Below are 24,576 nucleotides of genomic sequence, written 5' to 3'. Positions count from 1 at the left end.
TATTCTAACGGCGCCCGCAGGCGCCGTCATCTTGACCAAGTGAACAGGCGGCCGCCCCCAAGCGGCGCGACCGCCGATCTCAGGCCGGCCCTGCGCCGGCGGTGCCGGTTTCTCGCCGACTGGCCAGCCAGTTGGCGCCGAGCGCCACGATCATCACCGCCACGCCGGCCGCCTCCACCATCAGGCTGGGATAGAATACCGCCACGATGGCGGCCGAGATGGCGATGCGCGGCAGCCACGACATGCGAGTGAAGAGGTACCCCTCCAACGCCGCGGCGAAGGCGCACAGCGCCAGAATTGCAATCACAGCGTTCCAGGCCACGACCAGCACCGGGCCGCCCATGATGAGCTCGGGGTTGTAGACCATGAACACGGGGATCAGATAGAGCCCCTTGGCGAACTTCCACGCCTGGATGCCCGTTTCCATCGGCTTGCTGCCGGCGATCGCCGCCCCGGCGAAGCCGGCCAGGGCAATCGGTGGCGTGACGTTGGAGTCCTGTGAATACCAGAACACCACCAGGTGGGCGATCAGCAGCGGCACGCCGAATTCGTTGGATAGCGCCGGCCCCACCAGCACGATTAGTACGATGTAGCTGGCGGTGACCGGCAGCCCCATGCCTAGCACCAGGCTGGCCAGCAGTACCATCACCAGGGCCAGCAGCAGGTTGCCGCCCGAGAAGGCCATCATCATGGAGGAGAACTTGAGCCCCAGGCCGGTCAGGCCCACCACGCCGACGATGATCCCGGCCACGGCACAGGCCATGGAGACCGCCACGGCGTTACGCGCGCCGAGCTCGAGGCCCTCGACCAGCTTGACCAGGCCGGCCCAGACCACGCCGCGAATGCTCGCCAGCGTTACCTTCTGCCCCTGGCGCGGCGCGATGAACAGGAACCAGAACGTATAGCGCAGCACCGCCACCGCGACCATGGTCACGACCGCATAGAAGCCCACGCGCATCGGCGACATGCTCATTACCAACAGCCACACCAATACCGCCAGCGGCAGCAGGAAGTGCCAGCCCTCGCGCATCACGTCGCGCATCTGCGGCAGCTCGCTCTTGGCCATGCCCTGCATGCCCTGCTTGAGCGCGATGATATGTACGAACAGGTAGACGGTGGCGAAGTACATGATCGCCGGCAGAATGCTTACCTTGACCACATCCAGGTAGGGGGTGTTGGTGTATTCGGCGATCAGGAAGGCGCCCGCCCCCATCAGCGGCGGCATGATCTGCCCGCCGGTCGAAGCGGCGGCCTCGATACCGCCGGCCTGGTGCGGCTTGTAGCCCAGGCGCTTCATCAGCGGGATGGTGAAGGCGCCGGTGGTCACGACGTTGGCGATGGCGCTGCCGGAGATCGAGCCCATGCCGGCAGAAGCGAGCACCGCCGCCTTGGCCGGGCCACCGCGCTGGCGACCGGTGGCGGCATAGGCCATGTCGATGAAGAACTTGCCGGCACCGGTGCTCTCGAGAAAGGCGCCGAACAGCACGAAGATGAAGATGTAGGTGGCCGCCACGCCCAGCGGCAGGCCGAAGATCCCCTCCTGCCCCAGGTAGAGCTGGCCGGCCACGCGGTCCAGGCCATAGCCGCGGTGGCTCATGATTCCGGGCAGCCATTCGCCCAGCCAGGGCAGCTCGCCACGCGGCCCGGCAAAGGCGTAGACGATGGCCAGCGCGCCGATCACGGTCATGCCCAGGCCCACCGCGCGCCGACTCGCCTCCAGTACCGTCACGGTGGCGATGATCGCCACGCGGATGTCGGTCTCGCTCCAGAAGCCGGCGCGATTGATGATCTCATCGAGGTAGAGGACGAGATAGCCCCCCGTGATCAGCGCACCGCAGAAGAACAGGATATCGATCACCCAGCCGATCAGTCCCCGCTTGCGATGGGGGCCGAACACGGGAAACATCAAAAAGGCCAGCATCATGATCAGCATCAGGTGGATGCCGCGCTGGTAGAACAGCCCCAGCGGCTGGATGCCCGCCGAATAGAGCTGGAACAGGGACAGCCCCACCGCCACGATCGTGATGAACCAGAGCACGACTCGCGGTTGAATGGCTTTGCCCCCGGGCACCGTCACGGGCGGGCTGTTGGAATCGTTCATGCAGTCCTCGTCAGACGTCGTCAGGCTTGCGCAGTTGTAGGGTGACGCGTTGGCCGGCGGCCAGCCCGCTCAGGCTGATACTGTGCTCGGCGTCGTCGTCCTGCCACAGCAGGCGATGGTCGACCTCCGGCGAACCGACCCGCAGCACGTAGCGATCGCCGGGCACGGGCTCGTCGATGTTCTCGATCCAGTAGCCGCCCTGACCATCGGAAACCTGCTCGCCGCGCCCCTGGGTGTGCCCCAGGCCGGCGGCGAAATCGGGTTGGTGGCTGCGCTCGAGCACCATCCGCCCCTGGTGGTAGCGGTAGCAGTCAAGCACGGGAAAGTGCTTGACCGAGTGGTTCCAGCCCAGGCACCAGCGCATGTCAGGCTCCAGGGGCAACTCGAAGAGCGGCTCCCCCGCGGCGTCGAGCACGGCCAGGCTGGCCCTGCCGTCCTCCCCCCAGGCACCCGGGGCCATGCAGCCGATACACGCGATAAATAGCAGCCGCCATAGGGCGGTCCACGGACGGCCACACGACGGCAGGGCGGGCGCATGCGCCCACCCTGCCTGGCTTCCGCTTGGATATGTCGGCGGCGGTGCGGCTGTCATGCCGTCACACCCTAACCGTGGCCGCGTATCACGGACGCAGCTTGTCCGGGATCTCGGCGTCGACTTCTTCGTAGTAGCGGATCGCACCCGGGTGCAGCGGCACCGGCGTCGACTCCATGGTGAACTCGATGGTGGTGTCGTTGGCCGCCGGGTGCACCGCAATCAGGTCGTCGATACGCTCGAAGAGCAGCTTGGTCAGGTCGTAGGCCAGTTCCTCATCCATGTCGGCATTGACCACCAGGACGTTGGGGATGCTGATGGTCTGGACCGCCTCGTCCATGCCCTCGTACATGCCTTCGCTCAGCTCGTACTTGGCGAATACCGGCTCCTCCTCCTGGGCGTTGGCGATCTCCTCGTCGGAGATGCCGATCAGGCGGATGTCGCGGGTAGCGGCCAGGTTCATGATCGAGCTGGTGGGCGGGCCCACGCTCCAGAAGCCGGCATCGATGTCGCCGTCGCGGAGCGCATCGGCGGTCTCGTTGAAGTTCAGGCGCTGGGGCGTGAAGTCGTCATAAGTGATGCCGTTGGCCTGCAGCAGGGCACGGGCATTGAGCTCGGTACCGCTGCCTGGCGCGCCAACGGAAACCCGCTTGCCCTCGAGGTCTTCGAGCGACTCGATGTCGGAGTCGGCCAGCACCACCAGTTGCACGGCGTTGGGGTAGACCGACGCCAGAGCGCGGGTGTTCTCGATCTGGCGACCTTCAAAATCGCCGCTGCCTTCGTAGGCCTGCAGCGCGGTATCGGCCAGCACCAGGGCAAGATCGGCGTCACCGCGCATGATCAGCCCCATGTTCTCCACCGAGGCGCCGGTCACTTCGGCACTCGCTTCGTAGCCTTCCAGGTGATCGTTGATGATCTCGGCAAAGCCACCGCCGATCGGATAGTACACCCCACCGGTACCGCCGGTGGCGATGGAGAGCTGCTGAGCGGCAGCCAGCGGGGCTGTAGCCAGCAGCGAGGCTGCTGCAGCGTATTTTAAGGCTCGCATGGAATCCTCCGTCCTGAAACCGGATCGTTTTTGGTTGTCCTGGGAACGCACCGGGCGAACCCGGCCGTTTACCTGTCAAAAACTAGCACGCCCTCGTGCCAAGGGGCTAATCGACAGTTTCTACGTTCTTGTAAATTTTCGGCAATCCCACCATGGTCGGTCAGCCAGGCAGCCCGCCGGCGGCGACCTGCAGCCCCTGGCCACGGCGCTACCGCCACGCTTCGAGGGCGTTTCTGACGGGCTCATGACCGCTGCCCGACCCACCGAGTGGCAGGTGTCGCGGAAGCGTGAAAAAGACGCGAATCGGGACTGGCAAAATCGCCGAAATGCCCCCATGATGTGAATGTCGCAACCGCCCACTGGAGTATCATGAGTACGGCACGACATTCTTCCAACGCGGAACTTCTCGACCCCCCGCGAAGAAGCCCTGACCTCGATGTCAGGGATTTGGAAAAACGCACACGCCTCATGCGCATCGTCACCCGGCTGATCGCCGTATCCGACCTCGGCTGCCGCGATATCGCGCGCCGCGCCGGGCTTCCGGCACAAAAGATCAGCGATCTACTGGCGGGCCGCCTGGAGCATCTCTCTCTCGATGAACTGCGGCTGGTCTACCACACCGTCGACCCGGACGGCGCGCTCAACTACTAGCGAGCTGCCACGAGACGGTACGCCCCACGGCCAAACACCGAACGCCTCGCTCGATGCGAGGCGTTTTTTTTGGGTGTCGTTGATGGCTCCCTGCCGACAACCGACAGGAAGCCTGCGGGTTCCGCCTGGATCACTCTTCGCGCTGTTCGTACTCCTCGGCCGCCTTGAGCGCCTCGACTTCGGTTTCGTGTTCCGAGACGACAATCTCGTTATCGGGGTCCGTCTCGTCGATGACATGCCAGCCGGTCACCGGCAGGTTGATGTCCTCGGCGTCGCGGATCGGCTCGATGCGCGCTTGCTTGGGTCCGCTCTTGGGCATGGTGCCTCCTTGCTCGTTTGCCTGTGCTTCCTCAAGCTAGCCGAGCCTGGGGGGAAAGCCAAACGCAGCTGACCGGCAGCATCATGCCGGCGGCTGGTCGGTCACCGCCCCGGTGGACGCCGAACTTACGCTGCGCGCGTACTTGGCCAGCACGCCGCGGGTGTAGCGCGGCACGGGCTGGCGCCAACCCTCGCGTCGGCGGGCCAGTTCCCCGTCATCGACGTGCAGCTCGATGGTGTCGGCCTCGGCATCGATGGTAATGGTGTCGCCGTCCTGGACCAGCGCCAGCGGTCCGCCGTCGAAGGCCTCGGGCGAGACATGCCCCACCACGAAACCGTGGCTGCCGCCCGAAAAGCGCCCATCGGTGATCAGCGCCACCGAATCGCCCAGCCCCCGGCCCATGATGGCCGACGTGGGCGTAAGCATCTCGCGCATGCCGGGACCGCCCTTCGGCCCCTCGTAGCGAATCACCACCACATCGCCGGCCGTCACCGTGCCGTCGTTGATGCGTGCCTGGGCCTCCTCCTCGGAGCCGAACACCCGTGCACTGCCGGAGAAGCGCGTGCCTTCCTTGCCGGTGATCTTGGCCACCGCCCCGTCGGGCGCCAGGTTGCCATGCAGAACCCGAAGGTGGCTCTCGCGCTTGATGGGGGCGTTCAGCGGGGCAATGATCGCCTGGCCCTCGGGATACGGCGCGACGCCGGCCAGGTTCTCGGCCAGCGACCTTCCCGTCACGGTCAGGCAGTCGCCATGCAGCAGGCCGGCGTCGAGCAGGGTTTTCATCAACGGTTGGATCCCGCCGATCTCGACCAGCTCGCTCATCATGTGTCGCCCGCTCGGGCGCAGGTCCGCGAGTACCGGCACACGCCGGCCGATCTCGGTGAAGTCGTTAAGCGAGAGCGGCACCCCCACGGTACTGGCCATGGCGATCAGGTGCAGCACCGCATTGGTGGAACCGCCCAAGGCGATCACGATGGTGATGGCATTCTCGAAAGCCTCGCGGGTCATGATGTCCGAGGGCTTGATGTCGCGCTCGAGCAGCTCGAGCACGGCGGCACCGGCCGCCTCGCAGTCGGCACGCTTGGCCTGGGACACGGCCTCCTGGGCCGAGCTGCCCGGCAGGCTCATGCCCAGCGCCTCGATGGCCGAGGCCATGGTATTGGCGGTGTACATGCCGCCGCAGGAGCCGGGGCCAGGTATTGCCGTCTCCTCGATCTGCTTGAGCTCGATCAGGTCCATGTCGCCGCGTGAGTGCGCCCCCATGGCTTCGAACACCGAGACGATATCGGTGTGGTTGGCGCCGGGCCGAATGGTACCGCCATAAACGAACACGCTGGGGCGGTCGAGCCGCGCCAGGCCCATCATGCAACCCGGCATATTCTTGTCGCAGCCACCGATGGCCACCAGACCGTCGAAGCCCTCGCAGCCGGCCACCGTCTCGATGGAATCGGCGATCACCTCGCGCGACACCAGCGAGTACTTCATGCCCTCGGTACCGTTGGCGATACCATCGGAGATGGTGATGGTATTGAACACCACGCCCTTGCCACCGGCTCCGTCGGCGCCATCACGGGCCCGCTCGGCGAGTTCATGGATATGGCTGTTGCAGGGCGTGACCATGCTCCAGGTAGAGGCAATACCCACCTGGGGCTTGGTAAAATCTTCATCCGTAAAGCCCACCGCACGCAGCATGGCGCGGCTGGCCGCTTTGCCCACGCCGTCCACCACCGGGGCGGAATGGCGACGACGCGGGTCCGGGGAATCGCTCATGGAACGGCCTCCGTTTCGATCGGGTGATCTACAGAGGGTGGCCTTCCACGAGCGAGCTGGCAAATGGCCGATAGACAAACAAGGCTCGCCGGTATGACGAGCCTCGCGGGTTAGCGCACCTTCAGCGGCCCGGGTAGGGGTCCGCTCCCGCCAGCTCGCGGGTCATCATCCGGTCGCTGTAGGCGGTACCGTAGCGCTTTCTCGACCAGGCGTAGAGCACCAGGCCGATCAGCATCCAACCGGCGAACATCAGCCATTCCACCGGCGCCAGGGCGGAAGGGCTGCCGGGCATGTACAGGGCGATGAGGCCCAGGGAGAGCAGGATCGACAGGCTGCCCACCAGCTTGCCGTGGCGCACCCGGAACGGGCGCGGCATGTGCGGCTCACGCCTCCGCAGCACCACGAAAGAGACCGCCACGAACAGGTAGGCAATGACGATACCGAGGCCACCGGCCACCACCAGCCAGACCAGGGCCGGGCGGCCGAAGAACGGCGCGATCGAGGAGAGAATGCCCATGACCAGGATGGCATTGGTGGGAGTGCGGTATCTGGGGTGAAGCTTGCCCAGCCAGGCCGGCAGCATGCCGGAGTGCGCCAACGCATAGATCGCTCGTGAACCGCCGACGTAGAAGGCGTTCCAGCTGGTCACGATGCCGGCGATACCGGCCAGGATCATCAGGTTACCCGCCCAAGGCGCCTGGAAGACGGCTTGCATGGCATCCGGCACGGCCAGCGAACTGGCAGCCAGCTGTTCGGGATTGAGCATCAGGGCGGTGCCGAGAATGATCAGCGAATACCAGAACACCGCCATGATCACCGAGATCATCAGCACGCGACCGATCTCGCGAAACGGCAAGTTGATCTCCTCGGCCGCCTGGGGGATGACGTCGAATCCCACGAACATGAAGGGCACCATGATGATGACCAACATGATACCGCCAACCACGCCCTGCTCGACGGAGAACAAGGGCTCCATGGTGGCCGTATTGCCCTCGAAGAGCGCTCCGGTGATGAACATGATGCCCACCACCAGGATCAGCAGCGTCACCAGCTTCTGCAGCAGTGCCGCGGTGCGGATGCCTACGTAGTTCACCCACATCATCAGCACCGAGCCGGCCACACCGACGGCCACCCAGGTCGCCTGAACGTCCCAATCGGCTACGGTCCACAGGTGTCCCACGGCGTAATTGGGGAAAAGGTGCTCGACGACGGTAGGCAGCGCCACCGCCTCGAAGGCTACCACGCTGACATAGCCCAGGGTGATCGCCCAGGTACACAGGAAGGAGGCGAAGTGTCCAAGCGCACGATAGCTGTAGACGTGTTCACCGCCTACCTGGGGCATGGCGGAAGCGAGCTCGGCATAGGTGAGGCCCACCAGTACGATGATCAGCCCGCCGATCAGAAAGGCGGTGATCGCGCCCAGGCTACCGGCGGACTGAATCCAACTGCCGGTCAGCACGATCCACCCCCAGCCGATCATGGCACCGAAGGCAAGTGCCAGTACGTCCTTTCGTGCCAGTACGCGAGCCAGCTGTCCCGGCACTGTCGCGGGTTCCTGTGTCATATCGTCCTCACATTTGTCGTTATCAAGGTGTAAAATATTTACCCCAAGCCTATCAAAATAATCAACGATAAAACCGCAAGCAGTGACGATATTTAGAAGAATAGACCTTGGTCTAAAAGAGCGACATGCGACAAGCGCCGGCAGGACAACCCATGACCCGCAGGTGACAGACGCGCGAAGAAACGCCGCGCTGAGCTCGCCCACAGGCACGATGCAAGGGTCGAGACGTCAGCGCGGCAGGTTGAACGAGCCGTGCGGGGCGGGTTCACGACATACGAGCGTGCTGCTTCGGCGCCAACCCGGCGACGACCAGGCTCACCAGCGTCGATGCCACCAAGGCCCCGAGGAACGGCGGCAGCGTAGGGACGCTGCCGGGGAAGCTCGCCGCCACCACGCCGCCCGCCAGGCTGCCTTCGGCGACCCAGCCCGGCAGGATCGCGCCGATCATGCCCGCAACGCCTCCCGCCACGGCGGCCAGCGGCGTCATCCTGCGCCATAGCCCAAGCAGCACCGGCACCACGATGGCAGCACACAAGAGATCAGCGATCAGGAACAATCGCAGCACCGAGAGCCCTTGAAGCGCCACCGCCACCACCGGCACCATCAACGCGACGCTGACCAGCCGCGCCGCACCGATGGAGAGCCCCCGCCGGCCCGAGCCCGCCACGACCAGCGAAGCAATGCCGTTCTGCAGGGTATCGACGCTGGAAGCGACCAATGTGACGGCCAGCACCAGCGACGGCAGCGCCAGCCAGCCCGGCGCTTCGCTCAACAGCGCGAAGAAGGGAATCGGCGGCTCGCCCAGGGCAACGCCACTCATTGCCGCCAGCATGCCAAGCCCGCCCACCATCGCCGCCACGGCCACGGTAATAGCACCGCCCAGCCAGGCGCCGCGATTCAAGGCGCTGTCGTCACGTGCCGCCCATACCCGCTGCCAGTAGCCTTGGTGGAATAGGTTGGCAGCCGTCACTGCGATGACCAACGTCAGCGCCACGCCCAGCGCACTGCCGGTGGGGATCGACGGGAGGGTCGCCTCGGCAGGCATCTCCGGCAGGCGGGCAAGCGCTATGCCGCCCACCACCAGCAGCAGCACGATCAGCAGCCACGCCTGCCAGCGGTCGGTGGCCAGGCTCGCCCGCAGCCCACCGATGGCGGTATAGATCAGCGTGGTCACCGCGACGCCGATTACCACCAGCGCCGGCGGCACATCCGAGAGCAGTATCGTGATCGCCCCGATGGCGGTCAGCTCGGCAGCCAGGAAACAGGCCATGTAGAGGATCGACACCAGCGCCACCCAGCGGCGCACGCCTGCCCCGTAGCAGGCTTCGGCGAACTCCCCGATGCTGCGCCCTTCAGGCAAGTGACGGCGAATCGCCGGTCCGTAGAGACCCAGCACGATGAAAGGCAGCGCCGAACCGATGGCATACCCCGCCAGCGCGACGGGGCCAACGAAGGCGCCGATCTCCGGCGGCGCGAAGAGAATCCACGCGCCCATGCCGGAAGCCAGGAACGAGAATCCCAGGGTTGCAGCAGGCTGGGAATTACGGGCGGTGACGTAGTCGTCGAGCGGGCCGTCGGCCCGGCGAGCCCTGAGGCCCAGAAAAGCAAAGCAAATGAGCGCCGCGCCAAGCACGGCTGACGTCAGGTAGGGCATGTCGCGCTTCCTCCGCCGGTATGAACCGGATCAGGTTCCAGGGTCGGCACTTGGCCCTCTCAGCCCGCACGGCGGGACTCCCCTGGCGACAATGAATGAGAGAATTTACTATGGCGGTCTACAAGGGTAAGGCACAACGCCGCGTTGCATGAGTCGATATGCCTCGAATCCCCTGAAATGATATAACAACCATAAAACCAGAACGACTACCCTCGCAGGGAACCACCATGCCTTTCAGTGAAGCCAAGGAACACGCCCCCGGGCATTTGCACCGCCTCTTTGCCGACCCCTATTCCGCCTTTGACAACCTGGCTATCGAACGCCAACTCCACCTGCGGATCGCCCTGCAGGCACTGGTCTGCGACCCCCTGGCCAGCGGACGGCTGACGCTGCGGGTCATCCATGGCTGGGAAAACGGCGGCTTCGAACCTTCCGACCTGGCACATAGCGACCACCGTATCGCCACGCTCAACGATCTGGAGCAGGTACGGCTGCGTTATCAAGAGGCTTTCGAGAAGGCCGCTCCGCTGCCGCGTGACGAGGCATCACTGCTTGCCGAGCCGCTGGCGCACGCCATTACCGAGGCTGAAGCCAAGGGCATGGCGCTGGACGAAGAGACGCGCACCATTCCCGCCCGCTGGCCCGCCTTCGATCGTGGCCTCACGCTCTACACTTTTTTCAAGGTCTACCACCGCCTTACCTACGGCGAGGACGACGCCTACCGCTCGATTCGCTGTCAGACGCTGCGCGGCCCGCGGGAAATTCACGAATTTCATCTCGAAGAGGGGGAGTTCGCGGTGATCCGTCCCGCCGACGACACCCCCGGGAACAGCGTGCTGGCGCTGCACGTCAGCCAACTCGAACCGGTGCTGATGCTGCTGGAGACGTGCCGCAGCTAGGCCCTGCCGACCTCGATTCCATTACCCCTTCTCCCGCGGCACCCTGCCCATCAGGTAGAACTCGGGATTGGGCGGCGTGCCGGTGAGTGTGACGAGGCGGTTGGAGAGGCCGAAGAAGGCTGTAATGGCGCCGATATCCCAGATGTCGCTCTGGGTGAAGCCGACCTCGATCAGGCGCGCCTGCCATTCATCGGTGAGCTCGCCCACCTCCAGCCCACAGTGCATTGCGAAATCGAGCATCACCCGGTGCCGCTCGCTGATCGGAGCGGTGCGGTGGTTGATGGCCACCTGATCGGCCAGCAGGGGATTCTTGCTATAGATGCGCACCAGCGCGCCATGGGCTACCACGCAGTAGAGACAGTGGTTGCGCGCGCTGGTGGCGACCACGATCATTTCTTTCTCAGCCTTGGTCAGCGTATCGGATTCCCGCTCCATCAAGGCGTCGTGGTAGGCGAAGAAGGCGCGAAACTCATCCGGCCGATGGGCCAGCATGAGAAAGACGTTGGGCACGAAGCCGGCCTTCTCCTGCACGGCGAGAATGGCCTGACGAACATCTTCGGGCAGGTCGTCGAGGGACTCGGGCACGGGGAAGCGGCTGAGCGGAACAGTCATGGCTTGTACCTCTTTGTCGTTGTCTGCCATCCGCCAGTTAACGTCAACGTCAACAAGAAGTCCATGCGACGTCCGCCCTACCCTTACGTCACACCTCCTCCATCAGCGAGCGCGTGACCACTCGATTGCGGCTGCGCTGCTTGGCTTCATACATGGCTTGGTCCGCCTGGCGATACACCGCCATGGCGGAAGGTGCCTGATCGTAGTCGCTGCAGCACACCAGCCCGAAGGAGCCGGTGATGACGCCGTGGCGCGATTTCTCATGAGGTATCTGCAACTGCTGCAGCGCATGGCGGAAGCGCTCCAGGGCAAAACGCCCCGCATCGAGGGAGTCGGCCTCCAGCAGGATGCCGAACTCCTCGCCGCCCAGCCGGAACAGGCGATCGCCGGCACGCCGGAAGTGTGCCTTGAGCAGGTGGCTGACCTCGATCAGCACCTCGTCTCCGGCCTGGTGACCATAGGTATCGTTGAACGGCTTGAAGTCGTCGATGTCCATCATGGCGAACAGCAGCGGCTTGCCATCGCGCTGGCGTCGTTGAATCTCCTCACTGACCAGCGCCTCGAACTGGCGCCGGTTGAGCAAGCCTGTGAGCGGGTCGGTGCGCACCATGGCGGCCAGCTTCTGGTTGGCCTGCTCCAGCTCTCGGGTACGCTGGTGCACCTTGGTTTCGAGCTGCTGGTTGAGGCTGCGCTGCAGCTCGTAGGTTTCCCGCTCGGCCTGCAGCTTGGCGCGCTTGAGCCGATTGATCTTGCAGGCCAGGCCGAAGGCCAACAGCAGGAAGCTGAAGGCCGCTCCCAGCTCCAGCGCATATTCGGTGGCCAGGGCATGGGGGACGTAGCCGCCCAACCGCAACGTATAGAGTACGCCACCCAGCAGTAGCCCCCCCCAGGCCAGCAGGAAGATCTGCGCCAGACGGTCCCGCTTGAGGCTCAGCCAGGCCGTGATGCCCAGCAGCAGCAACGCGTAGCTGATACCCAGCGGGATCAGGGCACGCACCACCCAGGCGAAGCGATCGAAGAAGGCCGGCAGCACGCTGAGCACGATTCCCCCGGTCAGCACCGCGAGGCCCGCGGCGAGGCGTGGCACCTGGCGCCTCAGGTTCAGGTAGCCGATGCTGAACACGCTGAAGGCAACGAAGAGCAGGCCGGCGCTCAGCAGCAGCATCTGCTGGTTGAAGCGCGGCCACTCCGGCCAGAGGAACTGGTAGCCGAACCCACGCAGAGTGAAGTTGAACAGCAGAAAGGCGCCCAGGTAGAACACGGCGTTGAGGAAAGCCCGTTCGCGGGTGGCCAGGAACGTCAGCAGGTTATAGATCAACAGCGCCAGCAAGCCGCCATATAGCACGCTATAGGCCATCAACTCGCTCTGGGTGCGCTCGATGAAACTGACGTCGTCCATCAGCAAGAGCGGAGTGGCGGGCACCACGCCGTCATGGCTGGAGAGACGCACGAGAATCTGGCGCGACTCGTTCGGCCCGATGTAGACGGGCAGCACGAAGGCGTGATGGCGGATGGGACGAGACGCAAACGGGCGGCGATTACCGGTATGCCACTGCTGTACCACTCTGCCCTGCTCGTCCACGACATAGGCATCGACGAAGTCGGGCAACGACGAGCCGAGTTCGAACAGCCGCCGCAGAGGCGCTTGAGAGTCGTTTTCCAGCTCCAGCTTCAACCACCAGGCCGAATCGGTAAAGCCGAAGTTGGGCACTTCTTTATGCAGCGGCCGCCAAGGCATGGCGTCGGCACCCTCGAGCACCTGTTCGATGTCGAGCCGGCTCGTTTCGTCTTCGAGCACCGAGACCTGCGGGCCGGGATTGATGACAGCCGAGGGCGCCGAGATGTCGACGGCGGCCTGGGCCTGCCAAGACAAGAGTAGCCAGAGTAAAGCGGCCATCCATTTGGCCATACCGGCTGGCTTTCCGGTGAGTTCGCAGCGCATGGGCACACTGCCTCCGTATCGTGTCCTTACGATGCCCCCACTTTAGCAGGTTTAGCCCTCCATCACCCTCCCCTAACGAAACGAGCCCCACCCGAAGGGCGGGGCACGCATCGTACCGAGACGAAAGAGGGTCAGCTCAACGAAATGGTACTGTTGATGCCGCTGGAGACGTTCTCCGGCTCGAACCAGCGCGCGGTGACCGTCTTGGTCTGGGTCCAGAACTGGATGGCCTGCTTGCCGTTGGGGCCCAGGTCACCGAGCTTGGAGCCGCGCGAGCCGGTGAAGCTGAAATAGGCCACCGGCACCGGGATCGGCACGTTGATGCCCACCTGGCCCACGTCGATGTCGCTCTCGAAGCGGCGCGCCACCCAGCCGGAGTTGGTGAAGATCGAGGTACCGTTGCCATTGGGGTTGGCATTGATGAAGGCGATCGCCTCGTCCAGGGTATCGACGCTGACCACGCACAGCACCGGGCCGAAGATTTCCTCGCGGTAGATGGTCATCTCCGGCTTGACGTCGGCGAACACGGTGGCGCCGACGAAGTTGCCGTCCGGATAGCCCTCCACCTGGTAGCCGCGCCCATCGACCAGCAGACGGGCGCCCTCCTTCTCGCCTGCATCGATCAGGCGCTCCACGCGCTCCTTCGCGGCCGGAGAGACCAGAGGGCCGAGATCGGCGTCGCGCTGGGTGCCCGGCCCCACCTTCATGTTGCGCGCCCCTTCGACGATATCCTCAAGCCACTGGTTGGCTTCGCCCACCAGCACCACCACAGAATTGGCCATGCAGCGCTGGCCGGCGGCGCCGAAGGCCGAGCCCAGCAGGTTGTTGATGGCCTGGCTGCGATTGGCGTCGGGCATCACCACGCAATGGTTCTTGGCGCCCATCATGGACTGTACCCGCTTGCCCGCTTCGGAGGCGCGGCGGTAGAGGTGCGTACCGACGTTGGTCGAGCCGATGAACGAAAGCGCCTTGATGTCCGGGTGATCGCAGATCTGGTTGGCCACGTCGGGGCCGCCATGCACCACGTTGAGCACCCCGGCGGGAACGCCCGCCTCGTGGGCCAGCTCGACTAGGCGCATGGTGGAACTCGGATCCTGCTCGGAGGGCTTGAGCACGAAGGTGTTGCCGGTGGCGATGGCCAGCGGGAACATGAAGCAAGGCAGCATGATCGGGAAATTGAAGGCGGTGATGCCGGCGCCCACGCCCAGCGGCTGGTTGAGCGTGTAGACGTCGACCTCGTTGGCGGCGTTCTCGGCCAGCTCGCCAAGCTGCAGCGAGGTAATCGAACAGGCGTGCTCCACTACCTCCAGGCCGCGGCCCACCTCGCCGGCAGCGTCGGGCAGGGTCTTGCCGTGCTCCTCGGTGATCAGCGCGGCGAGTTCCTCGGTATGCTCGCGAATCAGCGCCTGCAGCGTGAGCATGATACGCATGCGCTTGGCCAGCGGCGTCTTGCGCCAGGTCTTGAACGCCGCCTTGGCGCTGGCCACGGCGCGATCGACCTCTTCGGCGGTACAGAACGGCACCCGCGCCACGACTTCCTGGGTGGCAGGGTTCACGACGTCGCGCCACTCCTGGCTCTGGGAGGGGACGGCCTGGCCGTCGATGTACATGGAAATTTCGCGAACGGACATGGCGATACTCCTTCGACTTGTAATCGTTGTAGTAGGGCGTTCAACTTAGACTTTCTGTGTATAAATACACGAATGAGAGTGAAACTGAGTCTATCGACTCCTTGCCAGGCTTAACAATGGGCACTTTTTCACATCCTTTGTGCAACAATGCACAGCACCCTGGCTTGGAGAAGGGCCATGCTCGACTGGCAGGATATCCAGATCTTTCTCGAAGTGGCGCGCAGCCAACGGCTCACCGACGCCGCCCGGCGCCTGGGGCTGGATCACTCCACGCTGTCGCGGCGCACCCGGCGCTTCGAACAGAAACTCAATACCCAGCTCTTCGAGCGTAGCACTCACGGCTACCACCTGACCGAGGCCGGCCAGCAGCTCCTGGCCCACGCCGAGGAGATGGCCCGCCATGCCTTCGAGGCGGGCGAAAGCCTGGCCGACAAGAACCGTCAACTCAGCGGGCAAATCCGCCTGGGGGTGACCGAGGGCTTCGGCACCTGGGTCATCGCCCCGCTGCTCTCGGCGTTCTGCCAGCGTCACCCCGGCATCACCCTGGACCTGCTGGCCCTGCCCCGGGTGGTCAACCTGAGCCGACACGAGGCCGACCTGGCCATCACCGTCGAGCGCCCCGCCAGCCAGGGGCTGGTCATCTCACGGCTGTGCGACTATCGCCTGCGGCTCTACGGCAGCCAAGCCTACTTCAAGCATCAAGGCCACCCGGCACGAATCGCCGACCTGGGCGAACACCGACTGATCGGCTACGTCGACGACCTGATCTTCAGCGAGCAGCTCAGCTACCTCGATCCGCTGCTCGACCCCGCCGTAGTGGGAACGGCGCCGCACTTCTCGATTCGCAGCACCAGCGTGACCACCCAGCACGCCGCCGCCCTGCAAGGCGCTGGGCTCGCCGTGCTGCCCTGCTTCATGGCCGAGACCAGCGAGCGGCTCGAGAGCGTGCTGGATGAAGAAGTGGAGATCGTGCGCCAGTTCTGGATCACGGCGCGCCAGGAGCAGCGCCGCCTGGCACGGGTGCGGCTGCTGTGGGATTTCCTGCGCGAATCGCTGGAGGCCAACCGCGCCCTGCTGATGGGCGAGGCGCGGGAGCTGGTGTTGCCCGACGCCTCGGCTTAGGCCCGCTCAGGCGGCTGAATCATAGCCGAGCTGGCGGGCAGCCTCGCGACCGGCAATGGCGCCCAGCACCACGGCGCTGAGCAGGCCGTTGCCGGAGAGGTAACCGCTGTCGCCCGAGCCGGAAACGCCCCGTGCCGCGCCGCCGGCGGCGAACAGGTTGGTAAAAGTGGAACCGTCCTGGCGCAGCACTTGCGCCTGAGTGTTTACCTCCAGTCCACCCTGGGTATGGAACAGCGCGCCAGTTACCTTTATCGCATGATAAGGCGCCACCAACATGTCTTCGGAGATGAAGCGCCGCCCCAAGGGATCGGGTTCGCCGCTCTCGGCCAGGCGATGCATTTCGGCAAAGGTGGCGCGCAAAGCCTCCAGCGGCAGTGCGAGCCCCGCAGCCATGGCCTCGAGGCTGTCGAAGGTGCGTACCGCCCCGGCGATATGGGCGTTACGGTAATCCTCGAACTCCAGCGCCGCCTGATGGATGCGCCGATCGAACAGGTTCCAGGCGAAGCCGCCCGGCTGGGCCAGTACCTTGGCCGCCTGCTCCGAATAGCCGCCGTGCTCGTTGGAGAAGCGCCGCCCCTCACCGTTGACCTGCACGCCGCCACGCATCATCACCGCCCAGGTGATGAGGGTCTGGTGCGGCATGGCCAGCGAGCCGTGGCCCTGGCAAGCCCCCAGATCCTTCAAGCTGGCGCCCAGGGCCTCGCCCCAGAGCAGGGCGTCGCCCTGGTTGCCTTCGTGGCCGAAATAGAGCGCCTCCTTCAATGCGGGCAGGTAACGTGCCACCAGCTCGTGATTGCCGCCATAGCCGTTGCAGGCCAGGATCAAGGCGTCGCAGCCGATCGACTCCCGGCTACCGTCGGGACGTTCCAGGGTCACGCCTCCCACGCGGCCGGTGTCATCCACGTGCAGGTCAACCACCCTGGCCTCGGTGAGCAGGTCGATACCCGCCGCCTCCGCCGCAATGAGCAGGCTGCCCATCAGCTCCTCCCCGGTGCGTCTCGGGCTGGCATGCATGCGCATGCGGCTGTGCCCGGGGTAGAGAAAGCCTTCGACCAGGTCGAAAGGAATGCCATGGGCATCGGCCAGCCATTCCACCACACCCGCGGAGGCTTCGGCCAGGGCACGCACGATGACCGGATCCGCCTGGTGGCCGTTCTTGCGCTGGATATCCTCGGCCATCAGTTCGGGGTTGTCCTCGACACCCGCCTCTTTCTGGAAACGCGTCCCCGCCGCCGGGATGAAGCCCTGGGACATGGCGGTGCTACCCCGTGGCAGCGCATCGCGCTCCAGCACTACCGAGTCCACGCCGGCCCCCTTGGCAGCAAGCGCCGCCACCAAGCCGCAGGCGCCCGCCCCGACGATGACCAGCGGCACATGCGCCTCGAACGCCTCACCGCCACCAAAGGCCACGATAGCCATTGCATCTCTCCTCAGTCGTTAACGGCCTGGGCCCGGTAGGCGTCGAGAATCTCGCCCGCCGTCGCCTGCCACACCTCGGGATGTCCCGCAATATGGTCGAGTACCGCCTCAAGACAAGCGATGCGATGGGGCTGGCCCACGAGCCAAGGGTGCAAGTTGAGCGCCAGCAGCCGACCGCCTTGGTCACGCCCTTCCTGCAGCAGGAAGTCGAAGGCGTCCTTCACCTGGGTCGCCCAGCTATCCTCCGAGTGCAGGTTCTGGCTCATCACGAACTGGTCCTCGATCTCGGTGGTGAGCGGTATCATCGTCAAATCGCCGTGTTGAGTGGTGAAGGCATAGGGCATGTCGTCGTTGACCCAGTCGCCGCAGTACTCGATGCCGTTCTCGGCCAGCAGCTCCGGGGTGTTCCAGCTCTGGTGCTTGGCAGGACTCAACCAGCCGCGCACCGGCTGTCCGGTAAGCTCGCGCAGGGTTGCTACCGAGCGACGCACGATCTCGGCTTCCTCGTCGCGATCCTGCCCGCCGTAGTGCAGGTGATCCATGTTCCAGCCATGGCAGAGGAACTCGCCGCCGTACGCCTTGAGGCGCTGCAGCAGGTAAGGGGTCTGCTGGGCAAGCTGGGCGTTGATCGCCCAGGTAGGTCGAATGCCTCGCCTCTCGAAAGCCGCCAGCATGCGGTAGATGCCCACCCGATTTCCGTAGTCGCGCAGCGAATAGTGGCGCAGGTCCGGGTAGGGCATGGTCATGCCGTTGGGCACCTTGAACGGCACGCCGCGCTGGTTGAGCGGATAGAACTGCAGCGAGACATTGATCCACACCGCCAGCGGCTTGCCGCCAGGCCACTGGATAGGCTTGCGGTCATCGAGCATGGACCAGGCGTAGCGGTCGTGATCGTAGCCGTGGCGCCGCCAGGGATAGGACAGGTATTCCGGTTCGAGGGACATGCTCAGCTCCTCCCGGCCGCGGCGGCCTTGGCATCGATGTCACGCTGGGCATCGTCGTAGTGGTGGGCGAGATAGTGACTGGCGATCTCGCGGCCGGTGGCGACCCAGACGTCGCTGTGGCCGGTGATGTATTCCAGCGCCTCCTCGAAGGCCTTGATGCGGTGCGGGCAGCTGACCTGGTAGTTGTGGGTGGGAATGCACATCACCGTACCCGACTCGGCGCCCTCGGCGTAGAGCCGGTCGAAGTGGCGCTTGAGCATGGTCAGGTAGTGGCGCGGCTCCACCTTGTTCACCGCATAGACGATGGTGTCGTTCATCTCCAGCGAGTAGGGCATGGAGATGAAGCGTCGCCCGGAGCGCAGGCGAATCGGCGTGGGCTGGTCGTCATGGAACAGGTCGCAGGTATAGAGGCCCGCCTCCTCGCCGAACAGCTCCTGGCCCACCTCGGCGAACAGGTCGAGCGTGTGTTCCGAGTGGGACAGCGCCGGTGCCAGGTAGCCGGCGCACTTTTGCCCGGTGTGGCGGTGGATCGTCTCGATGCCATCGCGGATCATCTCCCGCTCCTGGGCTTCGCTCAAGCCGTAGGTATAGCGGGTGTTGTAGATGCCGTGGCTGAAGAATTCCCAGTCACGCTCGCGGCACATGGCGATGATCTCGGGATGATGCTCGCACAGTGCCACCGAGAGCGACACCGAACCGCGAATGCCGTACTTGTCGAGCAGTGCCATCTGGCGTTGATGGCCGACCCGGTTGCCGTAGTCGCGGATGCTGAAGCCCGGCACCGAGGGGTGCGGTGTGGGCCAAGGCTTGCGCTGCGGATTATGCGGCGGGTCGAGTTCGTAGTACTCGATGTTGGGGGCCACCCAGAAGGCGACCCGCGCCCCACCCGGCCAGGTGATCTTCGGCCGGTTCTCGTAGGGCCAGTAGTCGTAGGCGTCCAGCGTCTCTTTCATGTCACCCTCCTCACCCGGCTCAGGCCGTTTCTTCGGCACGCTTGTCGAGCCAGGCCAGCACGTCCGCCACCGGCATCACGTCGGCATATTTCAGATGGAGGTCGGTAAGATTGGCGTAGTGGTAGCTCTCGTGCTTGTCGGCCACGCACTCCATGGGCACGACGGTGCGGTAGCCCCGCGACAGGCTGTCCACCGCGGTGGCGCGGATGCAGCCGGAGGTGGAGCCGCCGGTGACGATCACGGTATCGACCTGATGCCACACCAGCAGTGACTGAAGGGGCGTTTCGAAGAAGGCCGAAGGCATGCGCTTGGTGTAGACGACATCACCCGGGTCGATCTCCACCCGCTCGTCGAAGGCGGCGCGGTCCGAACCGTACTTGATGTTCTGCAGCGAGTCGGGCGTATCGGTACGCGTGCCCCACACGCCGGCGTCTTCGGCCGAGTCGAGAAAGGCCACGTGGGTCCACACTACCGGCCAGCCGAGCTTGCGGAAGCCGCGCGCCAGCTGGTTGACGTAGCCGAGCTGGTTCGGATCGGTCTCGTAGGCGGTCTTGTAGAGATCGGTGCGCGTGTAGGCCTTTTGCGGGTCGACGTTGACCAGCACCGCCTTGTTGCCGAAGCCGAACGGCACGCGCTGGGGATTGGCCATCACCTCGTGGAAGATCTCCTTGGCGGTCTTGTCGGTCGTGATCATGCGCTCTCTCCTTGTCTGTTGTCCTTGTCGTCAACTGTCGTATTTCTGGCCCAGTTCGAGCATGGCCTGGGTGCCTAGCACCTCGTTGAGCTGACGGAAGTCGAGCATACGCTCGCGGAAGGCATCGGTGGTGCCGTCGCGACGCAGGGTATCGAAGAACTGGCCCGCCATATGGGTGAAGGCACGCACCAGCGCCCCCGGGAAGATCACCAGCGAGAAACCCATCTCCTGCAGCGCCTGGGCGTCCTGCAGGGGCGTATCGCCCCCCTCCACCATGTTGGCCATGATCGGGATCTGGCCACGGAACTCGGCCATGATGCTCGCGATATCGTCGTCGCTGCGTATGCCCTCGATGAAGAGCATGTCGACACCCGCGTCGCGGTACGCCCGTGCTCGTGCGATGGCACGCTCCGTGCCCTCAACCGCCACGGCATCGGTACGACCGATGATCAGGGTCGAGTCGCTCTCCCGGGCATCCAGGGCCGCCTTGAGCTTGCCGACCATTTCGTCCTGGGGAACCAGTGTCTTGCCGCGAAGGTGACCGCAGCGCTTGGGATAGGTCTGGTCCTCGAGCTGGATGGCGTTGGCGCCGGCACGCTCCAGCAGCCGCACACTGCGCATCACGTTCATGGCATTGCCGAAGCCGGTGTCGCAATCGACCACCACGGAAAGCGCGGTACGTTCACGAATGTGCGACATCACGTCGTTGACCTCGCTCACGCTGACCAGGCCGATGTCGGGGCGGCCAAGCTGGGTGTAGGCAATGCTGGCGCCGGAGAGATAGACGGTATCGAAACCGGCATCCGCGGCGAGCGAAGCGCTCAGGGCGTCGTAGACGCCCGGCGCCACGACGATCTCGGGGGCGTGCAGCCTGGCCTTCAGATCGCTGACAGATAAAGTCATGAAGCAAGTTACCTCAGAGGTCGAAGAATAAGGGGTAATCGGACGGCTCAGCGGCGCGCCAGTGCGAGGTCGTTCCAGACCTGCTGCCGCAGGATCCTGCCGTGACGTAATACAAAGCGATCGATAAAGCGCACGCCGGCGAAGGGCGCCCCGTCGGGCCACTCGCCGTGAAGCTCGCCGTGACAGACCACCGTGGCATGCTCGCCTTCGCCGCAGGTATCGAAGGCCTCGATGCGCTTGCCTACGAAGCGATAACGCTCGGCGGCCCAGGCCACCAGCTCGTCCAGGCACGTCATCTCGACACTGCCGGGGAAGGACATCGAGAAATCCTCGTGAAGCAGGCTTTCGGCGAGCGCCACATCGCGTTTTTCCATGGCATCGAGAAAGATCCGCACCACTTCCTCAGGAGCCGCGCCCGACGCCTCGACGGGCGTGGCCTTCCCCGGGGTTCGAGGGCGTCCGCCGCGCATGTAGGCGTCGGGCTCCACCTCGTGCAGCAATACGGTAATGCCATCCGGATCCGCGGCGATGCTGTGTGCCACGGCCTCGGTAAGTCGTTTGCACAGTCGCTGCTTGAGTTCGCCGGAGTAGCCGCGGATCAGGCTGACCTGAATGACAGGCATGAAGCTCTCCAAGAAGCCATTGTCGTTGTTTGGCGCTATTCTTCAGAATGCATGGCACACAAAGCTGTCCTATGCATAATACATTTCTATGTCTACTCAGTGCAGCGCGTCAAGCTCTTAATAACGACCAGCCACAACGAACAGGGACCGAACCATGAACGATACGCATGCGAACTCCGTCGGGGGCACCAAGTCCCATCGCATCTATCTGCTGCTCAAGGACGCCATCCTCAGCGGCCGGCTGGCACCAGGGCGCAAACTGCCCGGCGAACTGAAGCTGGCGGAGCAGTATGGCGTTTCGCGGGTGACGGTCAGGCGCGCCATGCAAGCACTCAACGAGGCGGGGCTGGTGGCGCGCAAGCCCGGGCTCGGCACCGTAGTGCTCGAGCAACCGCTCGACGCCACGGTGATGACCGCCAGCGTGGCCAACCTGCTGCCCAACATGGTCAAGATGAGCAAGGCCTCGCGCGTTAGACTGCTGGAGTTCTGCTACGTCAAGCCGCCGGAGCCGGTGCGCGAGAGCCTGGGGCTGCGCGACGGCGAGCGCGTTCAGCGCTCCATCCGCGTGCGCATGGCCGACAACAAGCCGTTCTCCTACCTGGTGACTCATGTGCCGGAGCACATCGCCCTGCACTACAACGAGGCGGATTTGTCCCAGTCTCCACTGTTTGCCCTGCTCGAACGCAGCGGCGTGATGGTCGATCATGCCGCGCAGACCATCTCGGCCACCCTGGCTACCCACGAAGTGGCCGAAGCTCTCGACGTCTCGGTGGGTTCGCCGCTGATCGCCTTGACCCGAGTGGTGTACGACGAAGAGGGACGCGGCGTGGAGCACCTCGATGCGCTCTACCGTCCCGACCGCTACCGCATCCAGATCGACCTCAACCGCACTGGCGACGAGGCGGCCCGCTACTGGGAACCGATGGCGCCGGAGCCACAGCGCGCGGACGCGGAGCCTCACGAGGCCTGAAGCGACGACATGGCTGCCACTCGCCAATTGTTCTATTTTTAGTACAGATAAAAAAGGAAATAAAATACATTTGACCTGTGACATACAGCTAGGATAGTTGTATGCATAACGATACGTGAGATGGCCTGTCGCCACTCTTGACGCAGCCTCGGCGAAGCGACCGACATGACCAAGCCAACGACCCTGTTCGACAAGGTGTGGGACGCCCACGAGATTCTGCGCAGCGAAAGCGGCCAGAGCCTACTGTGGATCGACCGTCATTTTGTGCATGAAGGCTCTTTCCACGCCTTCAACAAGCTGCGCGAGCGCTCGCTGACGGTCGCTCGCCCCGACCTGACCTTCGGCATCGCCGATCACTACGTCCCGACGTTGACTCGCCACCTCGGCGACATCGGCGACGCCAAGATTCGTGGCATGATCGAACAGCTTGCCGACAATACCCGCGAGCACGGCATCACCCTGTTCGGCCTCGACGACCCGCGCCAGGGCATCGTCCACGTACTCGGCCCGGAACAGGGCCTGACCCAGCCGGGGCTGATGATGGTGTGCGGTGACAGCCATACTTCCACTCATGGTGCCATGGGCAGCATCGCCTTCGGCATCGGCGCCTCGGAGGTGGCCCATGTGCTGGCAACGCAGACCCTGTGGCAGACCCGGCCGAAAAAGATGCGGCTCACGGTCGAGGGCAAACTGCCCCCCGGCATTTCGGCCAAGGACATTGCGCTGACCTGGATCGCCCACCTGGGAGCCGACGGCGCTCGCGGCTACGCCATCGAATACGCCGGCAGCGCCATACGCGGCCTGTCGATGGAAGCGCGACTGACGCTGTGCAATCTCTCCATCGAAGGCGGCGCCCGGTGCGGCATGATCGCCCCCGACGAGACCACCTTCGACTACCTGCGCGGGCGACCCTTTGCCCCCAGCGGGGAGCGGTGGAATCAGGCAGAAGCCTATTGGCAGACCTTGAAAAGCGATGACGACGCCCGCTTCGACCGGGAAGTGACGCTGGCTGCCGCCGAGATCGCCCCCACCGTGACCTGGGGCGTCTCACCGGAAGAGGCACTGCCCATCGATCAGCGCGTTCCCGACCCGGCACGGATCGAGGACGAGGCCCGTGCCCGTCAGGTGCGCAACAGCCTGGACTACATGGGGCTCACACCCGGTCAGCCGCTGACCGATATCGCCATCGACCGCATTTTCATCGGCTCCTGTACCAACGCTCGCCTGGAGGACCTGCGTGTCGCCGCCGAGGTCCTTCGCGGTCGGCACAGCAAGGTGCCAGGCATCGTCTCGCCGGGCTCCACCCAGGTGAAGCGACAGGCGGAAGCCGAAGGGCTGGACGTCGTCTTTCGCGAGGCGGGCCTGGAGTGGCGGGAATCGGGCTGTTCGATGTGCGTGGGCATGAACGGCGACCTCGTACCGGCCGGTGAGCGCTGCGCCTCCACCACCAACCGCAACTTCAAGGGCCGCCAGGGGCCGGGAGCCAGAACCCATCTCATGTCGCCGGCCATGGTGGCCGCGGCGGCCGTGACCGGGCGCCTGGCTGACGTCCGTGAACTGTCAGGAGCCGCATGATGGAACCCATCAAGACCCTCGAAGCCCTGGCCTGCCCGCTGCCTTTGGCCAACGTCGATACCGACCAGTTGATCCCGGCACGCTTCATGAAGGAGCCGCGCAGCGTCGGCTACGGCCAATTCCTGCTGCATGACCTTCGCCACGACGCGCAAAGCCAGCCGATCGAGGGTTTCATTCTCAACCACCCCCAGGCCGGGCAGGCGAAAGTGATAGTGGCGCGGCGCAACTTCGGCGCCGGCTCGTCGCGGGAAGCGGCGGTCTACGCCCTGGTGGATTTCGGCTTTCGCTGCGTTATCGCGCCAAGCTTCGGCGATATCTTCGCCTCCAACTCAGTCAATAACGGCATGCTGCCGGCCACGGTCGACGAGGACGACGTCGAGACTCTCCTCGAAGCCCTGGGCGAGGCCCCCGGCCTGTTGCGTGTCGACCTGGAATCGCAGCGCATCAGCATCGGCGATCTGAGCGTGCCGTTCGACATCGCGCCGACCTGGCGCACCAAGCTGCTCAACGGCTGGGACGATATCGACATGACCCGGCAACACGCAGAAACCATCCGGCGTTTCGCCGCCGACTATGCCAGCCAGCGACCCTGGCTCGACGTGGCAAGACCCTCAGCGGAGATCATTTCGCGAGGCTGAAGCCGACTTCGC

General features: G+C 64.7%; 22 protein-coding genes and 1 riboswitch. Of the genes, 6 read left to right on the top strand and 16 right to left on the bottom strand.

Annotated elements, in window-relative coordinates:
* Positions 1-79: 79 nt before the first annotated feature.
* The 3 genes from ACOJCM_RS12505 to ACOJCM_RS12495 all read right to left on the bottom strand — a co-directional run bounded on the left by ACOJCM_RS12505 (position 80) and on the right by ACOJCM_RS12495 (position 3,681).
* Entirely contained in the window at positions 80-2,101 is a 2,022-nt protein-coding gene (locus ACOJCM_RS12505; RefSeq protein WP_445212375.1) for a TRAP transporter permease, read from the bottom strand.
* A gap of 10 nt (positions 2,102-2,111) precedes the next feature.
* Positions 2,112-2,561, bottom strand: a complete 450-nt coding sequence (locus ACOJCM_RS12500; RefSeq protein ID WP_445212374.1) for a DUF1850 domain-containing protein — start codon at positions 2,559-2,561, stop codon at positions 2,112-2,114.
* Between the two features lie 160 nt (positions 2,562-2,721).
* Entirely contained in the window at positions 2,722-3,681 is a 960-nt protein-coding gene (locus tag ACOJCM_RS12495) for a TAXI family TRAP transporter solute-binding subunit (protein WP_445212373.1), read from the bottom strand.
* Between the two features lie 369 nt (positions 3,682-4,050).
* On the opposite strand from ACOJCM_RS12495, the gene ACOJCM_RS12490 reads away from it, so the two are divergent.
* Positions 4,051-4,332 carry an XRE family transcriptional regulator gene (locus ACOJCM_RS12490; RefSeq protein WP_445212372.1) on the top strand — a complete coding sequence of 94 codons (282 nt, stop codon included), beginning with the start codon at positions 4,051-4,053 and terminating at the stop codon, positions 4,330-4,332.
* Between the two features lie 130 nt (positions 4,333-4,462).
* Here ACOJCM_RS12490 and ACOJCM_RS12485 read toward each other — a convergent pair whose 3' ends face one another.
* The 4 genes from ACOJCM_RS12485 to ACOJCM_RS12470 form a co-directional block, all read right to left on the bottom strand.
* Positions 4,463-4,651, bottom strand: coding sequence for a hypothetical protein (locus ACOJCM_RS12485; protein ID WP_104203957.1), 189 nt, complete (start codon positions 4,649-4,651; stop codon positions 4,463-4,465).
* An 81-nt stretch (positions 4,652-4,732) separates the two neighbouring features.
* On the bottom strand, positions 4,733-6,421 hold the full coding sequence (gene ilvD, locus ACOJCM_RS12480; protein ID WP_445212371.1) for a dihydroxy-acid dehydratase: 1,689 nt from the start codon (positions 6,419-6,421) through the stop codon (positions 4,733-4,735).
* Positions 6,422-6,542: 121 nt separating this feature from the next.
* The gene (locus ACOJCM_RS12475; protein ID WP_445212370.1) at positions 6,543-7,985 is read right to left on the bottom strand and encodes an APC family permease; all 1,443 of its coding nucleotides are present in this window, start codon (positions 7,983-7,985) and stop codon (positions 6,543-6,545) included.
* 265 nt (positions 7,986-8,250) lie between these two features.
* Positions 8,251-9,639, bottom strand: a complete 1,389-nt coding sequence (locus ACOJCM_RS12470) for a sodium:solute symporter family transporter (RefSeq protein ID WP_445212369.1) — start codon at positions 9,637-9,639, stop codon at positions 8,251-8,253.
* Positions 9,629-9,733, bottom strand: a riboswitch (TPP riboswitch). It overlaps the preceding gene by 11 nt.
* A 133-nt stretch (positions 9,734-9,866) precedes the next feature.
* Here ACOJCM_RS12470 and ACOJCM_RS12465 point away from each other — a divergent pair.
* Entirely contained in the window at positions 9,867-10,538 is a 672-nt protein-coding gene (locus ACOJCM_RS12465) for a hypothetical protein (protein WP_445212368.1), read from the top strand.
* Between the two features lie 21 nt (positions 10,539-10,559).
* On the opposite strand, the gene ACOJCM_RS12460 is transcribed toward ACOJCM_RS12465, so the two are convergent.
* The 3 genes from ACOJCM_RS12460 to ACOJCM_RS12450 form a co-directional block, all read right to left on the bottom strand.
* Positions 10,560-11,150: a peroxidase-related enzyme gene (locus ACOJCM_RS12460; protein WP_445212367.1), complete on the bottom strand. Its 591-nt coding sequence runs from the start codon at positions 11,148-11,150 to the stop codon at positions 10,560-10,562.
* 88 nt (positions 11,151-11,238) lie between these two features.
* Positions 11,239-13,047, bottom strand: a complete 1,809-nt coding sequence (locus ACOJCM_RS12455; protein ID WP_445212366.1) for a diguanylate cyclase domain-containing protein — start codon at positions 13,045-13,047, stop codon at positions 11,239-11,241.
* Positions 13,048-13,223: 176 nt separating this feature from the next.
* Entirely contained in the window at positions 13,224-14,723 is a 1,500-nt protein-coding gene (locus ACOJCM_RS12450) for a CoA-acylating methylmalonate-semialdehyde dehydrogenase (RefSeq protein ID WP_445212365.1), read from the bottom strand.
* Positions 14,724-14,900: 177 nt separating this feature from the next.
* Between ACOJCM_RS12450 and ACOJCM_RS12445 the strand changes: the two genes are divergently transcribed.
* Positions 14,901-15,845 carry a LysR family transcriptional regulator gene (locus tag ACOJCM_RS12445; protein WP_445212364.1) on the top strand — a complete coding sequence of 315 codons (945 nt, stop codon included), beginning with the start codon at positions 14,901-14,903 and terminating at the stop codon, positions 15,843-15,845.
* Positions 15,846-15,851: 6 nt separating this feature from the next.
* On the opposite strand, the gene ACOJCM_RS12440 is transcribed toward ACOJCM_RS12445, so the two are convergent.
* From ACOJCM_RS12440 to ACOJCM_RS12415, 6 genes are read right to left on the bottom strand one after another with little or no spacing between them, the layout of a single operon-like run.
* Positions 15,852-17,264, bottom strand: coding sequence for an FAD-dependent oxidoreductase (locus ACOJCM_RS12440; protein WP_445212363.1), 1,413 nt, complete (start codon positions 17,262-17,264; stop codon positions 15,852-15,854).
* A gap of 11 nt (positions 17,265-17,275) precedes the next feature.
* Positions 17,276-18,208, bottom strand: coding sequence for a polysaccharide deacetylase family protein (locus ACOJCM_RS12435; protein WP_445212362.1), 933 nt, complete (start codon positions 18,206-18,208; stop codon positions 17,276-17,278).
* 2 nt (positions 18,209-18,210) lie between these two features.
* On the bottom strand, positions 18,211-19,161 hold the full coding sequence (locus tag ACOJCM_RS12430) for a polysaccharide deacetylase family protein (protein WP_445212361.1): 951 nt from the start codon (positions 19,159-19,161) through the stop codon (positions 18,211-18,213).
* Positions 19,162-19,180: 19 nt separating this feature from the next.
* The gene (locus tag ACOJCM_RS12425) at positions 19,181-19,855 is read right to left on the bottom strand and encodes an isochorismatase family protein (protein WP_445212360.1); all 675 of its coding nucleotides are present in this window, start codon (positions 19,853-19,855) and stop codon (positions 19,181-19,183) included.
* Positions 19,856-19,885: 30 nt separating this feature from the next.
* Positions 19,886-20,758 carry an isocitrate lyase/PEP mutase family protein gene (locus tag ACOJCM_RS12420; RefSeq protein WP_445212359.1) on the bottom strand — a complete coding sequence of 291 codons (873 nt, stop codon included), beginning with the start codon at positions 20,756-20,758 and terminating at the stop codon, positions 19,886-19,888.
* Positions 20,759-20,805: 47 nt separating this feature from the next.
* Positions 20,806-21,381: a tautomerase family protein gene (locus ACOJCM_RS12415; RefSeq protein WP_445212358.1), complete on the bottom strand. Its 576-nt coding sequence runs from the start codon at positions 21,379-21,381 to the stop codon at positions 20,806-20,808.
* A gap of 154 nt (positions 21,382-21,535) precedes the next feature.
* Between ACOJCM_RS12415 and ACOJCM_RS12410 the strand changes: the two genes are divergently transcribed.
* From ACOJCM_RS12410 to leuD, 3 genes are all read left to right on the top strand, one after another.
* Positions 21,536-22,351: a GntR family transcriptional regulator gene (locus ACOJCM_RS12410; protein WP_445212357.1), complete on the top strand. Its 816-nt coding sequence runs from the start codon at positions 21,536-21,538 to the stop codon at positions 22,349-22,351.
* 165 nt (positions 22,352-22,516) lie between these two features.
* Positions 22,517-23,926 (top strand): 3-isopropylmalate dehydratase large subunit, encoded by a 1,410-nt coding sequence (gene leuC / locus ACOJCM_RS12405; RefSeq protein ID WP_445212356.1) that lies wholly within the window; start codon positions 22,517-22,519, stop codon positions 23,924-23,926.
* Positions 23,923-24,564, top strand: coding sequence for a 3-isopropylmalate dehydratase small subunit (gene leuD, locus ACOJCM_RS12400; RefSeq protein ID WP_445212355.1), 642 nt, complete (start codon positions 23,923-23,925; stop codon positions 24,562-24,564). Before leuC ends, leuD begins: the two co-directional genes overlap by 4 nt.
* Positions 24,565-24,576: the final 12 nt, after the last annotated feature.

It is taken from the genome of Billgrantia hypersalina (assembly GCF_052584175.1).
Note: the sequence above shows the minus strand (reverse complement) of the source record. Positions and strands in the feature narration are given on the sequence as shown.

Excerpts from the sequence above, each read along its gene's own strand:
- leuD (WP_445212355.1), top strand. The coding sequence starts at position 23,923 with ATGATGGAACCCATCAAGACCCTCGAAGCCCTGGCCTGCCCGCTGCCT.
- ACOJCM_RS12470 (WP_445212369.1), bottom strand. The coding sequence starts at position 9,639 with ATGCCCTACCTGACGTCAGCCGTGCTTGGCGCGGCGCTCATTTGCTTT.
- ACOJCM_RS12475 (WP_445212370.1), bottom strand. The coding sequence starts at position 7,985 with ATGACACAGGAACCCGCGACAGTGCCGGGACAGCTGGCTCGCGTACTG.
- ACOJCM_RS12430 (WP_445212361.1), bottom strand. The coding sequence starts at position 19,161 with ATGAAAGAGACGCTGGACGCCTACGACTACTGGCCCTACGAGAACCGG.
- ACOJCM_RS12415 (WP_445212358.1), bottom strand. The coding sequence starts at position 21,381 with ATGCCTGTCATTCAGGTCAGCCTGATCCGCGGCTACTCCGGCGAACTC.
- ACOJCM_RS12465 (WP_445212368.1), top strand. The coding sequence starts at position 9,867 with ATGCCTTTCAGTGAAGCCAAGGAACACGCCCCCGGGCATTTGCACCGC.
- ilvD (WP_445212371.1), bottom strand. The coding sequence starts at position 6,421 with ATGAGCGATTCCCCGGACCCGCGTCGTCGCCATTCCGCCCCGGTGGTG.
- ACOJCM_RS12460 (WP_445212367.1), bottom strand. The coding sequence starts at position 11,150 with ATGACTGTTCCGCTCAGCCGCTTCCCCGTGCCCGAGTCCCTCGACGAC.
- ACOJCM_RS12425 (WP_445212360.1), bottom strand. The coding sequence starts at position 19,855 with ATGATCACGACCGACAAGACCGCCAAGGAGATCTTCCACGAGGTGATG.
- ACOJCM_RS12500 (WP_445212374.1), bottom strand. The coding sequence starts at position 2,561 with ATGGCCCCGGGTGCCTGGGGGGAGGACGGCAGGGCCAGCCTGGCCGTG.
- ACOJCM_RS12420 (WP_445212359.1), bottom strand. The coding sequence starts at position 20,758 with ATGACTTTATCTGTCAGCGATCTGAAGGCCAGGCTGCACGCCCCCGAG.
- ACOJCM_RS12435 (WP_445212362.1), bottom strand. The coding sequence starts at position 18,208 with ATGTCCCTCGAACCGGAATACCTGTCCTATCCCTGGCGGCGCCACGGC.
- ACOJCM_RS12450 (WP_445212365.1), bottom strand. The coding sequence starts at position 14,723 with ATGTCCGTTCGCGAAATTTCCATGTACATCGACGGCCAGGCCGTCCCC.
- ACOJCM_RS12490 (WP_445212372.1), top strand. The coding sequence starts at position 4,051 with ATGAGTACGGCACGACATTCTTCCAACGCGGAACTTCTCGACCCCCCG.
- ACOJCM_RS12505 (WP_445212375.1), bottom strand. The coding sequence starts at position 2,101 with ATGAACGATTCCAACAGCCCGCCCGTGACGGTGCCCGGGGGCAAAGCC.
- ACOJCM_RS12440 (WP_445212363.1), bottom strand. The coding sequence starts at position 17,264 with ATGGCTATCGTGGCCTTTGGTGGCGGTGAGGCGTTCGAGGCGCATGTG.
- ACOJCM_RS12495 (WP_445212373.1), bottom strand. The coding sequence starts at position 3,681 with ATGCGAGCCTTAAAATACGCTGCAGCAGCCTCGCTGCTGGCTACAGCC.
- ACOJCM_RS12485 (WP_104203957.1), bottom strand. The coding sequence starts at position 4,651 with ATGCCCAAGAGCGGACCCAAGCAAGCGCGCATCGAGCCGATCCGCGAC.
- leuC (WP_445212356.1), top strand. The coding sequence starts at position 22,517 with ATGACCAAGCCAACGACCCTGTTCGACAAGGTGTGGGACGCCCACGAG.
- ACOJCM_RS12455 (WP_445212366.1), bottom strand. The coding sequence starts at position 13,047 with ATGGCCGCTTTACTCTGGCTACTCTTGTCTTGGCAGGCCCAGGCCGCC.
- ACOJCM_RS12410 (WP_445212357.1), top strand. The coding sequence starts at position 21,536 with ATGAACGATACGCATGCGAACTCCGTCGGGGGCACCAAGTCCCATCGC.
- ACOJCM_RS12445 (WP_445212364.1), top strand. The coding sequence starts at position 14,901 with ATGCTCGACTGGCAGGATATCCAGATCTTTCTCGAAGTGGCGCGCAGC.